This is a genomic window from Azospirillum sp. (genome assembly GCF_050789165.1).
Genome location: NZ_JBOZRT010000050.1, coordinates 150,310 through 163,617 on the forward strand (window position 1 = coordinate 150,310; position 13,308 = coordinate 163,617).

At 70.0% G+C, this 13,308-nt stretch carries 11 protein-coding genes; 8 read left to right on the plus strand and 3 right to left on the minus strand.

Features of this window, described 5'->3' with window-relative positions; genetic code table 11:
• Positions 1–31 precede the first annotated feature (31 nt).
• The gene (gyrA, locus tag ACRWK7_RS12130; protein ID WP_431856473.1) at positions 32–2,794 is read right to left on the minus strand and encodes a DNA gyrase subunit A; all 2,763 of its coding nucleotides are present in this window, start codon (positions 2,792–2,794) and stop codon (positions 32–34) included.
• Between the two features lie 147 nt (positions 2,795–2,941).
• Entirely contained in the window at positions 2,942–4,303 is a 1,362-nt protein-coding gene (locus ACRWK7_RS12135; RefSeq protein ID WP_431856474.1) for an MATE family efflux transporter, read from the minus strand.
• A 158-nt stretch (positions 4,304–4,461) separates the two neighbouring features.
• Between ACRWK7_RS12135 and ACRWK7_RS12140 the strand changes: the two genes are divergently transcribed.
• From ACRWK7_RS12140 to ACRWK7_RS12150, 3 genes are read left to right on the plus strand one after another with little or no spacing between them, the layout of a single operon-like run.
• The gene (locus ACRWK7_RS12140) at positions 4,462–4,614 is read left to right on the plus strand and encodes an entericidin A/B family lipoprotein (protein ID WP_431856475.1); all 153 of its coding nucleotides are present in this window, start codon (positions 4,462–4,464) and stop codon (positions 4,612–4,614) included.
• Positions 4,615–4,626: 12 nt separating this feature from the next.
• Complete coding sequence (locus tag ACRWK7_RS12145) at positions 4,627–4,809, plus strand: hypothetical protein (protein WP_431856476.1); 183 nt, start codon at positions 4,627–4,629, stop codon at positions 4,807–4,809.
• Positions 4,810–4,816: 7 nt separating this feature from the next.
• The gene (locus tag ACRWK7_RS12150; protein WP_431856478.1) at positions 4,817–5,359 is read left to right on the plus strand and encodes a phosphatase PAP2 family protein; all 543 of its coding nucleotides are present in this window, start codon (positions 4,817–4,819) and stop codon (positions 5,357–5,359) included.
• A gap of 47 nt (positions 5,360–5,406) precedes the next feature.
• Here the strand turns inward: ACRWK7_RS12150 and ACRWK7_RS12155 are convergent, their stop codons facing one another.
• Positions 5,407–5,853, minus strand: coding sequence for a single-stranded DNA-binding protein (locus tag ACRWK7_RS12155; protein ID WP_431856479.1), 447 nt, complete (start codon positions 5,851–5,853; stop codon positions 5,407–5,409).
• A gap of 432 nt (positions 5,854–6,285) precedes the next feature.
• Here ACRWK7_RS12155 and uvrA point away from each other — a divergent pair, with 432 nt between their 5' ends.
• The 5 genes from uvrA (at position 6,286) to ACRWK7_RS12180 (ending at position 13,296) form a co-directional block, all read left to right on the plus strand.
• On the plus strand, positions 6,286–9,138 hold the full coding sequence (gene uvrA / locus ACRWK7_RS12160; protein WP_431856480.1) for an excinuclease ABC subunit UvrA: 2,853 nt from the start codon (positions 6,286–6,288) through the stop codon (positions 9,136–9,138).
• A gap of 62 nt (positions 9,139–9,200) precedes the next feature.
• A complete protein-coding gene (locus tag ACRWK7_RS12165; protein WP_431856481.1) occupies positions 9,201–9,422 on the plus strand; it encodes a hypothetical protein in 222 nt (73 codons plus the stop codon).
• An 83-nt stretch (positions 9,423–9,505) separates the two neighbouring features.
• On the plus strand, positions 9,506–9,697 hold the full coding sequence (locus tag ACRWK7_RS12170; RefSeq protein ID WP_431856482.1) for a hypothetical protein: 192 nt from the start codon (positions 9,506–9,508) through the stop codon (positions 9,695–9,697).
• 135 nt (positions 9,698–9,832) lie between these two features.
• Positions 9,833–11,191: a methylenetetrahydrofolate--tRNA-(uracil(54)-C(5))-methyltransferase (FADH(2)-oxidizing) TrmFO gene (gene trmFO, locus ACRWK7_RS12175; protein ID WP_431856483.1), complete on the plus strand. Its 1,359-nt coding sequence runs from the start codon at positions 9,833–9,835 to the stop codon at positions 11,189–11,191.
• Positions 11,192–11,283: 92 nt separating this feature from the next.
• Entirely contained in the window at positions 11,284–13,296 is a 2,013-nt protein-coding gene (locus ACRWK7_RS12180; protein WP_431856484.1) for a methyl-accepting chemotaxis protein, read from the plus strand.
• Positions 13,297–13,308 lie beyond the last annotated feature (12 nt).

Sequence of the window (13,308 nt, forward strand, 5' to 3'; positions counted from 1 at the left end):
GGTTCCTCTAGCCTGGGTCAGTCCGCCACACTCAGTCCGTCGTGGCTTCCGGGCCGTTGTCCTCCCCAGCCTCGTCGCTGGCCGTTCCGGCGTTGTCCCCGCCGTTTCCGTTCTCCTCCTCCGCGATGGAGGCCACCGACACCACCCGCTCGTCCGCGCCGACGCGGAACAGCGTGACGCCCAGCGTCTTGCGGCCGGCGACGCGCACGTCGTGGATCGGCATGCGGATGACCTGGCCGCCGTTGGTGACCATCATCACCTGATGCGACTCCTCCACCGGGAACGCGGCGACGACGGCGCCGTTGCGCTCCGCCATCTCCATGTTCCAGATGCCCTGGCCGCCGCGGTTGGTGATGCGGTACTCGTACGACGAGGTGCGCTTTCCAAAACCGCGCTCCGACACGGTGAGCACGTACTGCTCCAACCGCTTCAGTTCCTCGTAGCGTTCCTGGCTCAGCGTGACCGCCTCGGCCGGCACCTCCTCGGCTTCCGGCGCCGCCTCGCCCTCCATGTCGAGCCCTTCCTCGCGCTTGCGCTTGAGGTAGGCGGCGCGATCCTCGGGCGAGGCCTCGACGTGGCGCAGGATCGACATCGAGATGACCTCGTCCCCGTCGGCCAGACGGATGCCGCGAACGCCGGTCGAGGTCCGGCCGGCAAAGACGCGCACGTCCGACATGGCGAAGCGGATGCACTTGCCGCCCTGCGTCGCCAGCAGGACGTCGTCGTCCTCCGAGCAGGTGCGCACGGCGATCAGCCGTTCGCCCTCCTCCTCCAGCTTCATGGCGATCAGGCCGTTGGACCGGATGTTCTGGAAGTCCGACAGCTTGTTGCGGCGCACGTTGCCCTTGGAGGTGGCGAACATCACGTGCAGTTCGCTCCAGGTCGCCTCGTCCTCCGGCATCGGCATGACGGTGGAGATGGTCTCCCCGTCCTCCAGCGGCAGCAGGTTGACGAAGGCCTTGCCGCGGCTCTGCGGGTTGCCGAGCGGCAGGCGGTAGACCTTCAGCTTGTAGACCACCCCTCGGGTCGAGAACAGCAGCAGCGGCGTGTGCGTGTTGAGCACGAACAGGTCGGCGACCGCGTCCTCCGCCTTGGTGCTCATGCCCGAGCGTCCCTTGCCGCCGCGCTTCTGCGCGCGGTAGGTGCTCAGCGGCGTGCGCTTGACGTAGCCGGACTGGCTGACGGTGACGACCATGTCCTCGCGCTGGATCAGGTCCTCGATGTCGGACTCGAACTCCAGGTCCAGCATCTCGGTGCGGCGCGGCGTGCCGAACCGCTCCTTCATCTCGACCAGTTCGTCGCGCAGGATGCCCAGCAGCTTCACGCGGTCGGCCAGGGTTTCCAGATAGTCGGCGATCTGGTCGGTGACCTCCTTCAGCTCGCCGCCGATCTTGTCGCGCTCCAGGCCGGTCAGGCGGTGCAGGCGCAGCTCCAGGATGGCCTTGGCCTGATCCTCGGACAGGCGGTAGGTGCCGGCCTCCGACACGCCGCGGCCCGGCTCGTCGATCAGCTCGATCAGCGGCGCGACGTCCAGCGCCGGCCACTCGCGGGCCACCATTTCCTCGCGGGCGTGCGCGGGATCGGGGGCGCGGCGGATCAGCGCGATCATCTCGTCAAGGTTCGCCACCGCGACCGCCAGGCCCACCAAGGTGTGGGCACGCTCGCGCGCCTTGCCCAGCAGGAACTCGGTGCGCCGGGTGATGACCTGCTCGCGGAAGGCGACGAACGCCTCGATGACCTTCTTGAGGTTCAGAAGCTCCGGCCGGCCGCCGTTCAGCGCCAGCATGTTGACGCCGAACGAGGTCTGCAGCTGGGTGTGGCGGAACAGCTGGGCCAGCACCACGTCGGGCACGGCGTCGCGCTTCAGCTCGACCACCACGCGCACGCCGTCGCGGTCGGATTCGTCGCGCAGGTCGGAGATGCCCTCGATGGTCTTGTCGTTGACCACCTCGCCGATGCGCTCCATCAGCTTGGACTTGTTGACCTGGTACGGGATCTCCGTCGCCACGATGGCGAGGCGGTCCTTGCGGATCTCCTCGATCTCGGTCTTGGCGCGCAGGATAATCGAGCCGCGGCCGGTCTGCAGCGCCGAACGGCTGCCCGAACGGCCGAGGATGACGCCGCCCGTCGGGAAGTCCGGACCGGGGACGAACTCCATCAGCTCGTCCAGCGTGATGTCGTTGTTGTCGATGTAGGCGCAGCAGGCGTCGATCACCTCGCCCAGGTTGTGGGTCGGGATGTTGGTCGCCATGCCCACGGCGATGCCGCCGGCGCCGTTCACCAGCAGGTTCGGGAAGCGCGCCGGCACCACCAGCGGCTCGCGGCCGGAATCGTCGTAGTTCGGCCCGAAGTCGACCGTGTCCTTGTCGATGTCGTCGAGCAGCGATTCGGCCGCCTTGGCCAGCCGCGCCTCGGTGTAGCGCATGGCCGCCGGCGGGTCGCCGTCCATCGAGCCGAAGTTGCCCTGCCCGTCGATCAGCGGCAGGCGCATGGAGAAGTCCTGCGCCATGCGGACCATGGCGTCGTAGATCGCCGAATCGCCGTGCGGGTGATACTTACCCATCACGTCGCCGACGATGCGCGCCGACTTCTTGTAGGGCTTGCTCGAATCGTAGCCGCCTTCCTTCATCGCGTAGAGGATGCGGCGGTGCACGGGCTTCAGCCCGTCGCGCACGTCGGGCAGCGCGCGGCTCACGATCACGCTCATGGCGTAATCGAGGTACGAGCGGCGCATCTCGTCTTCGAGATTGATCGGCGCGATGTCGGAGGCGGGGGGAAGCGGGGTCGTGCTCAAGCGGAACTCATGACTCGGGGTCTGGGAAACGCGTGCATACCACGCGCCGGACGGCCTAGGCAAAACGCCCAGCGAACCGGACCATATATATGGTATTCCCTAGCAGGTTTCGCACGTGCACACAACCGCACCCCACCCAAAAAAGGGTCAGCGGTGGCTGAGACTCGCGAAGCGCAGCGACAGGATCGACACCGACACCACGCTGGCGATCAGGATGCCGTCGAACAGCCCCTGCTCCTCGCGCCCAAGGGCGAACGCCGACAGCGCGGCGACCGGCAGCATGACCACGGCGTAGGACACGAAGTGCAGCATGGTCGGCACCCACACGTCGTGCCGGCCGCGCAGCGCGTTGGCCATGACGGTCTGGCCGCCGTCCACCACCAGGATCCAGGCGCTGAAGGCGATCAGCGGGACGACGCGCTCCAGCAGGGCCGGGTCGTTGCTGTAGATGCCCGCCACCGGCCCCGGGAGAACCGCGTACACCACGCCGACCAGCGCCAGGAACACCGAGGTGACCGCGAGCCCCGTCCAGCCCGCCAGCGCCATGTCCAGCCGGTCGCCGCGCCCGAGCGCCACGGCGACGCGCACGCCGGTAGCCGAGGCCAACCCGACCGCCGCCATGAAGGGCAGCGCGATCAGGTTCAGCGCCACCGTGTAGGCGCCGAGCGCCAGCGGCGAAATCAGCCCGGCGAGCAGGCCGAGCGCGGCGAAGGCCGAACTCTCCACGCCGATGCTCAGGCCGGCGGCGTAGCCCAGGGCGCGCTGCTTGGCCGCGCCGCTCCACCAGCCCTGCCAGCCGCCGCGCACGCCCCAGCGGTCGCGGTCGCGCAACCACCAGACATACGCGACCAAGCCCAGGCCCATGGCCCAGCGGATCAGCGTCGTCGCCCACGCGGAACCGAGCGCCCCCAGCGACGGCAGTCCCCAGGCGCCCCACACCAGCCCGTACGCCAGCCCGAGGTTCACCAGGTTGCCGGCCACCATGGCGACCATCACCGGCACCGGCCGCTTCAGCCCCTCCAGAAAGAAGCCCGTCGTGGTGTAGAGCATCATCCCCGGCATCCCGAGGCCGAGCACGGCCAGCACCTGGGCGCCGCCCTCGGCGACGTGCGGCTCCTGGCCGGTCAGGCGGAACAGCGGCCCGCCGAGCAGCGCCGCCGCCAGCGCCATCAATCCGCCCATCAGCAGCGCGTACGGCACCGAGCGGCGCCAGATCAAGCCGCACTCCTCCGGCCGGTCGGCGCCGAGCGCGTGCGCCACCAGCGCCACCGTGCCCAGCAGCAGGCCGACGCCGACGCCGATCATCATGTTGCTGGGCAGGTGGGCGAGCCCGAAGAACGCCAGTTGCTCGGCGCTGTAACGGCCGACGATGGCGGTGTCCACGGCCATCATCACCATCAGCCCGGCGCGCGACACGATCACCGGCGCGGCAAGCCGCACCAGTTCCGCGGTGTGGCCGCGCAGGCGTCCGGTCAGGGTGGCGGGTCTGTCGATGGCGTCGGCGGTCATGGCTGCACATTTGTTGGGCGGACACATCTTGTGGCTGCGGAAGGCCCGGTCAAGCGCGACCGCCGCCACACAGGGCACCCTTGCGCGGAACGCGGAACCAAAGGTGCTGGCGCCCCGTTCTCCAGGAAACCACCGTCTCCTTGGAAGAGTGAGGGACCATGACGCGCAGCATCCGCCTGCCGCTCACGCAGATCCTTCTGCTGGGCATCCTTCTGTCGTCGGCCGCGCTGCTCACCGGCTGCAACACCGCCGCAGGCCTGGGCCAGGACGTGCAGGCCGGCGGCCGCGCCGTCGAACGCGCCGCCGAGTGAGGGAGACCAGCCATGGCCGATCCGACCCCGCAGACTCCCGAGGTGCCGCCGCCCGGCGGCCCGAACCCGCCATCGCCCGATCGTCCCGCGCCGTCGCCCGAACCGCGCGTGCCGCCGAATCCGGACATCCCGCCGGAGATCACCCCGCCCGAAGGCGACCCGATGCCGGGCACGCCGCGGCCGTTCACGGCCTAGACGGCCCGTGAACGCAACGGAACTGCCGGCGGTCAGGGAGATCGTCGGATTCGACGAAGCCCTGCGCGACCGGCTGCTGCCGGCGTGCGGACCGCGGTCCGTCGCCGCGGCGCGGGTGCTCGCCGTCCTGACGTCGCGCTATACGCTGGCGCCGGCGGCGTTGGCCGCGTGGCGGCTGGGCCATGTGTCCGGCCGCCGTCGCGTGGCCACCGCGGGGCGGGCCGTGGTGGCGGCCCTGGCGGCCGAGGCGGTGGCCGCCACCGCCGTCAAGATGATCGCCCGCCGACGGCGCCCGCCGCGGTCCGGCCGGCCGCCCAACGACCGCTCCATGCCGTCCGGCCACACGGCGAACGTTGCGGCGACGGCCACCGCGCTCGCCGCGGCGACGGACAGCGACGTGGTGCTGGCGGCGGGCATGCTGCTGGCCGTTGTCACCGCCGCGAGTCGCGTCGTGGTGAACCGGCACTGGGCGTCCGACGGAATCGCCGGCCTTCTGCTCGGCTACGCCTGCGCCAAGCTGACAGCCCCCTTCACCGTGGAGCGGCCATAAAAAATGCGGGGCCGCGAGGCCCCGCATTCCGTACGGACCGCCGTTCCTCAGAACGGGATCTCGTCGTCCAGGTCGTCGTGCCGGGGCGGAGCGCCGCCGCCGCCGCCGGGACCGCGGCCACCGCCGCCACCCCCGCCGTAGCCGCCTCCACCGCCACCGCCGCCGCCGCCGCCGCGCGACTCGTACCCGCCGCCGCCGCCGCCGTAGCCGCCGCCACCGCCTTCAGCGCCGCGGTCGCCGCCCATGAAGTCGATCTCGGCGACGCGCACCGACATCTGCGCGCCGCGGGTGCCGTCGCGCTTCTCGTACTCGCGCAGGGTCACCTCGCCGGAGACCACCACGCCCTTGCCCTTGGTCAGGTGCGGGGCCAGCGACTCCGCGCGGCGGCCCCAGATCGAGCAGTCCACCCACTGCGTCGTCTTGCGCTCGCCGAAGCCCACATCGTTGGCGACGCGAAAGCCCAGCACCTTCTCGCCGCTCTGCGTGGTGCGCAATTCCGCATCCGCGCCGAGCCGCCCCGTAAACGTCCACACATTCATTGCCAGATCCTCCGACGCGCGTGTCCCGACACCTCTACCGGCCCGATCGGCCGCCCGGCGGCGGGGCGTCCAGATGTCGAGGGTTCCTGTTCGCAGGGCCGGATATGTTGCGTCCGCATGCCCCGCGCCGCGCCAACCAAGCACGAGCGGAGCCACGCGGTCAATCGCCGCCTTGGCCCGTTCCCACCTGCCCGGCCGCGCCACGCACCCGCGCCGCTGGAGAGAACGTTCCAAGAACAAATATAGCAGAGCCGGCCGGGTTTGGAAATGCCTTCCTGCGGCGACTCGACGGCCGCGCTCCGGGTGGTAATCTCCCCCTCCCCCGCACATATCTGTGCGGCTCCATTCTGGGTGGCATTCCCTACGGCTTTCGGCTAAGAACACTCCATGAACAAATACATCAGCGTCCGCGGCGCCCGCGAGCACAACCTGAAGAACATCGACGTGGATCTGCCGCGCGATCAGCTGGTCGTGATCACCGGCCTGTCCGGCTCGGGCAAGTCCTCGCTGGCGTTCGACACCATCTACGCCGAGGGGCAGCGCCGCTACGTCGAAAGCCTGTCCGCCTACGCGCGGCAGTTCCTGGAGCTGATGCAGAAGCCGGACGTCGAGTCCATCGAGGGGCTGTCGCCGGCCATCTCCATCGAGCAGAAGACCACCTCGAAGAATCCGCGCTCCACTGTCGGCACGGTGACGGAGATCTACGACTACATGCGCCTGCTGTGGGCGCGCGTCGGCATCCCCTACTCGCCGGCCACCGGCCTGCCCATCGAGAGCCAGACGGTCAGCCAGATGGTCGACCGCATCCTGGAGATGCCGGAGGGCACCCGCCTGCTGCTGCTCGCCCCCTTTGTGCGCGGTCGCAAGGGCGAGTACAAGAAGGAGATCCAGGATCTGCGCAAGCGCGGCTTCCAGCGCGTGCGGGTCGATGGCGAGATGCACGAGATCGACTCGGTCCCGGCGCTCAACAAGAAGCTGAAGCACGACATCGAGGTGGTGGTCGACCGCATCGTCGTGCGCGAGGGGCTCGGCGGCCGGCTGGCCGATTCGCTGGAGACGGCGCTGAACCTCGCCGACGGCATCGTGTTCGTCGAGAACGCCGACACCCACGAGCAGACGGTGTTCTCGCAGAAGTTCGCCTGCCCGGTCTCCGGCTTCACCATCCCGGAGATCGAGCCGCGGCTGTTCTCCTTCAACAACCCGTTCGGCGCCTGCCCGGCGTGCGACGGCCTGGGCTCCAAGATCTACTTCGACCCGATGCTGGTGGTGCCGGACGAGCGTCTCAGCCTCGGCAAGGGCGCCATCGCGCCGTGGGCCGGCTCCTCCTCCAAGTACTACGACCAGACCCTGCTCAGCATCTGCCAGCACTTCGGCGTCAGCATGACGACGCCGTGGGCGGACCTGCCGGAGGCCGTGCGCGACCTGATCCTGTTCGGCTCCAAGGGTCAGGCCATCACCATGACCTACGACGACGGCCTGCGCAGCTATCAGACGCACAAGGCGTTCGAGGGCATCGTCAACAACCTGGAGCGCCGGTACAAGGAAACGGACAGCGCCTGGACGCGCGAGGAGCTGTCGAAGTACCAGAGCTCCCAGCCCTGCGACACCTGCAAGGGCGCCCGCCTGAAGCCGGAGGCGCTGGCGGTGAAGGTCGCCGGCAAGCACGTCTCCGAGGCCGCCGAGCTGTCCATCGCCGACGCCGGCCGCTGGTTCGCCGGCCTGAACGAGCACCTGCGCCCCAAGGACCGCGAGATCGCCGTCCGCATCCTCAAGGAGATCAACGAGCGCCTGGGCTTCCTCAACGCGGTGGGGCTGGAGTACCTGACCCTGAGCCGCGGCTCCGGCTCGCTGTCCGGCGGCGAAAGCCAGCGCATCCGCCTCGCCTCGCAGATCGGCTCCGGCCTGACCGGCGTGCTGTACGTGCTGGACGAACCCTCCATCGGCCTGCACCAGCGCGACAACGACCGGCTGCTGGCGACGCTGAAGAGGCTCCGCGACATCGGCAACACCGTCATCGTGGTCGAGCACGACGAGGACGCCATCCGCTCCGCCGACTATCTGGTGGACATGGGGCCGGGCGCCGGGTCGCACGGCGGCAACGTCATCGCCCACGGCACGCCGGCCGAAGTGCAGAAGAACCCGGAGAGCATCACCGCCGCCTACCTCAACGGCACCCGCGCCATCCCGGTGCCGGACCGCCGCCGCCCCGGCCACAAGGGCCAGTTCCTGGAGGTGATCGGCGCCCGCGCGAACAACCTGCAGAACGTCTCCGCCAAGATCCCGCTGGGCACCTTCACCTGCGTCACCGGCGTGTCCGGCGGCGGCAAGTCGACGCTGGTCATCGAGACGCTGTACAAGGCCGTCGCCCGCCGCCTGATGGGCGCGCGCGAGCACCCGGCCGAGCACGACGACGTGCGCGGGCTGGAGCACCTGGACAAGGTCATCGACATCGACCAGTCGCCGATCGGCCGCACGCCGCGCTCCAACCCGGCGACCTACACCGGCGCCTTCACGCCGATCCGCGACTGGTTCGCCGGCCTGCCGGAGGCCAAGGCGCGCGGCTACGGCCCCGGCCGCTTCTCGTTCAACGTCAAGGGCGGGCGCTGCGAGGCCTGCCAGGGCGACGGCGTCATCAAGATCGAGATGCACTTCCTGCCCGACGTCTACGTCACCTGCGACGTCTGCCACGGCAAGCGCTACAACCGCGAGACGCTGGAGGTCCTGTACCGCGACAAGTCCATCGCCGACGTGCTGGACATGACGGTCGAGGAGGGCGCGGAGTTCTTCAAGGCGGTGCCGTCGATCCGCGACAAGATGGACACGCTGCAGCGCGTCGGCCTGGGCTACATCCACATCGGCCAGCCGGCGACCACGCTGTCCGGCGGCGAGGCGCAGCGCGTCAAGCTGTCGAAGGAGCTGAGCCGCCGCGCCACCGGCCGCACCCTCTACATCCTCGACGAGCCGACCACGGGGCTGCACTTCGCCGACGTGGAGAAGTTGATGGAGGTGCTGCATGCGCTGGTCGACCAGGGCAACACCGTGCTGGTGATCGAGCACAATCTGGAGGTCATCAAGACCGCCGACTGGATCATCGACCTCGGCCCCGAGGGCGGCACCGGCGGCGGCGAGATCGTCGCGGCCGGCACGCCGGAGGACGTGGCGCGGGTCGAGCGCAGCTACACGGGCCAATATCTGGCGCCGTACCTCAAGCAGCGGACGAAGGCCCGAAAGAGGGCCTGATGAAACCTTCCTGGGGGATCCCGCGTTTTCGAGGCATTCGCAACGAAACGAGGGGTTCTCCCATGAAGACCGTTTCCCTGGCGCTTGCCGCCGGTGCCGCCCTGCTGGCCTCCGCCTGCACCTATGTTGAGCGCGAGCCTGCCACGGTGGCCGTGCCGGCGCCGACGACCAGCCAGACCACCACCACGACCACGGCGCCGCTGGCCGGCTCCTCCACCACCACCGTGAGCCCGGCGCCGGGCCAGGTCATCGAGCGCAGCACGACGACCACCCGCACCTACTGACCGGACGCATACCCCCGAAGGAAACAAACGCCCCGTCTCTGGCGTTGAGGCGCCATTGTTTCCAATCGTGAGGAGGAACCACGATGAAGCGCACCCTGACCGGCATCGCCCTGGCGCTCGGCGCCACCCTGCTCGTTGCCGCCTGCGGCTCCGACGAGACCCGGACGACGTCGACGACGACGACGACCACGACGCCGAGCGCCGGCTCGTCCACCGTCGTCACGCCGGCGCCGGGCACGACGATCGAGCGCAACACCACGACCAAGACGTACTGACCGGTCCGCCACCGGTCCACGACGCCGGCCCCTCCCCAGCGGGAGGGGCCGTCTTCGTTTCAGGGCCTCAAAGGCTTGTCGTCCGGGCGCGAAGCCGCTAACTGACAGGCTCAAATCGCAGTAGAGCCCAGTTCCATGACCACTCCCCGTCCCGTCCACGTCATCGGCGGCGGCCTCGCCGGTTCGGAAGCCGCGTGGCAGCTCGCCTCGGCCGGCGTTCCCGTCGTTCTGCACGAGATGCGCCCGGTCCGCGCCACCGAGGCCCACCACACCGACCGGTTCGCCGAGCTGGTGTGCTCCAACTCCTTCCGCTCGGACGACGCGGAGTACAACGCGGTCGGGCTGCTGCACGAGGAGATGCGCCGCTGCGGCTCGCTGATCCTGCGCTGCGCCGACGCGCACAAGGTGCCGGCCGGCGGCGCGCTGGCCATGGACCGCGACGGCTTCGCCGGCGCCGTCACCGAGGCGCTGACCTCCCACCCCCTCGTCACCGTCGTGCGCGAGGAGGTCGCCGGCCTGCCGCCGGAGGACTGGGACAGCGTCATCGTCGCCACCGGCCCGCTCACCTCCCCCGCCCTGGCCGAGGCGGTGCGCGCCTTCACCGGCGAGGAGTCGCTGGCCTTCTTCGACGCCATCGCGCCCATCGTCTACCTGGAGAGCATCGACCTCTCCAAGGCGTGGTTCCAGTCGCGCTACGACAAGCCCGGTCCCGGCGGCACCGGCAAGGACTACATCAACTGCGCCTTCGAGAAGGACGAGTACCGCGCCTTCATCGACGCCCTCATCGCCGGCGAGAAGGCCGACTTCAAGGACTGGGAGAAGAACACGCCTTACTTCGAGGGCTGCCTGCCCATCGAGGTGATGGCAGAGCGCGGCGTCGACACCCTGCGCTACGGCCCGATGAAGCCGGTCGGCCTGACCAACCCGCACAAGCCGGAGCGCCGCCCCTACGCCGTGGTGCAGCTGCGCCAGGACAACGCGCTGGGCACGCTCTACAACCTCGTCGGCTTCCAGACCAAGCTGAAGCACGCCGAGCAGGTCCGCATCTTCCGCATGATCCCCGGTCTTGAGAAGGCGGAGTTCGCGCGGCTCGGCGGCATGCACCGCAACACCTTCCTGAACAGCCCGCGCCTGCTGGACAGGACGCTGCGCCTCAAGGGACAGCCGCGCCTGCGCTTCGCGGGGCAGGTCACCGGCTGCGAGGGCTATGTGGAGAGCGCGGCCGTCGGCCTGCTCGCCGGCCTGTTCACCGCGGCCGAGCGGCTGGGACGCGAGCAGCCCGCACCGCCCGTCACCACGGCGCTCGGCGCGCTGCTCGGACACATCACCGGCGGGGCCGAAGCCGAGACCTTCCAACCGATGAACGTCAACTTCGGCCTGTTCCCGCCGGTCGATGACCGCATCCGCGGCCGGGAGCGCAAGCGCGCCTACACACAGCGCGCGCTGGAGGATCTGACGGGCTGGATGACCACCGAAACGGCATCTGCCCAATAATTGACCTAAACGTAAAGCATATTTCCTTTACCGCCACACGGGCGCTATGGTCATACCAACCGGCGCAGACCGGCGGGAAAGGGACTGAGCTGATGAGTGTGGGCAAACTCCGGATCGGCGGCCGGATCTTCGCCGGATTCGCCATCGTCCAGGCGCTGGTGATCGTGCTGAACGTCATCGCGGTGCTCGGGCTGGACGCGGTGCGCGGAAAGTTCGATGCCTTCGCCGACATGGCGCACGACGCCACCGCGGTGGACGAGTTGGAATTGGGCGCCGCCACCCTGCAGCGCCACACCAACGCCTTCCTGGTGTCGCGCGCGCCGGAGGCGCTCCAGCAGGCCGAGCGCGCCTTCGAGGCGTTCGCCCGCACCGTCGCCGAGGCGCAGCGGGAGGTCAACCACCCCACCCGCTCGCCGCTCATCCAGGACATCGCCGGGCAGGCCGACGCCTACCGCGCGGCGCTCGCCCGCCTCGGCGAGCTGACCGCCAAGCGCACCGAGGTGGTGGACGGCCCGCTCGCCCGCAGCACCAACAACATGCGCACCAAGCTCGGCGAGCTGGCGGAATCCGCCGCGACCGACGGCGAGCACCGCATCGCCTACCTCGCCGCCTCGGCGCAGGAGAAGCTGCTGACGGCGCAGACCCACGCCATGAAGTACCTGGACACCCACGCCCAGACGGAGTCGGTCTACGCTCTGTCCAAGCTGAAGGAACTCGCCGCGGCCATCGCCGAACTGGACAAGCAGGTCAAGGAGGTCCACCACAGCGAGCTGCTGGCCGGCGCCATGGCCAGCGTCCCGCGCTTCGAGTCCTCCATGGAGACTCTGGTCGCCGTGGTCGGCGAGAGCGAGCGCGTGCGCACCGGGACGCTCGACCGCATCGGCGCCCAGATCGCCGAGAAGGCCGGCGCCATCCGCACCTCGGTCAAGGCCGACCAGGGCGTGATCGAGCGCGAAGCCACCGACGCCGCGCAGGCCACGGAATGGCGCTCCATCGTCCTCACCGTGCTGGCGGTCCTGCTCGGCATGCTCGCCGCGTGGTGGATCGGCCGCGGCATCACCAAGCCGATCCACGCCATGACCGGCGCCATGGACCGGCTCGCCAAGGGGGAACTGGGCACCGAGGTGCCGCATCGCGGCCGCCACGACGAGATCGGCGAGATGGCGCAGGCGGTCCAGGTGTTCAAGGACAACGCCCAGGCCATGGAGCGCATGCGCGAGGAGCAGGTGCAGCAGGAGCACCGCGCCGAGGCGGAGAAGCGCCGCGCCATGGCGCAGCTCGCCGACAGCTTCGAGGCCAGCGTGCGCACGGTGGTGGAGGGCGTCTCGGCCTCGGCCACGCAGCTCGAATCCAACGCGCAACGCCTGTCGGCCACCGCCGAGCAGAGCCGCGGGCAGGCCGCCGTGGTCGCCAGCTCGGCGCAGCAGACCGCCGCCAACGTGCAGACCGTGGCGGCGTCGGCCGAGGAGATGACCAGCTCCATCGGCGAGATCACCCGGCAGGTCGGCCAGTCCGCCGCCATCGCGCAGCGCGCCCAGGACCGCGCCCAGGTCACCAGCACCACGGTCCGCGCGCTCGCCGATCAGGCCCGCACCATCGGCGAGGTGGTGAACCTGATCAACGACATCGCCAGCCAGACCAACCTGCTGGCCCTCAACGCCACCATCGAGGCGGCGCGGGCCGGCGAGGCGGGCAAGGGGTTCGCCGTGGTCGCGTCCGAGGTGAAGAACCTCGCGACCCAGACCGCCCGGGCGACCGAGGACATCGGCCAGCAGATCGCGGCCATGCAGGGAGCGACCGGCAGCGCGGTGGAGGCCATCGTCGACATCGTCCAGACCATCGCCGAGATCAACCAGATCGCCACCACCATCGCCGCCGCCGTCGAGCAGCAGGACGCCGCGACCCGCGAGATCGCCCGCAACGTCCAGCAGGCGGCGGTCGGCACGCAGGACATCTCGTCCACCATCGGGCAGGTCCAGCAGGCCGCCACCGGCACCGGCTCCGCCGCCGGCGAGGTCCTGCACGCCGCCCGCGCCCTGTCGGAGCAGTCGGAGCGCCTGTCCGGCGAGGTGGAGCGGTTCATTCGGCAGGTGCGCGGAGCGTAGGGCGAGGTTCCC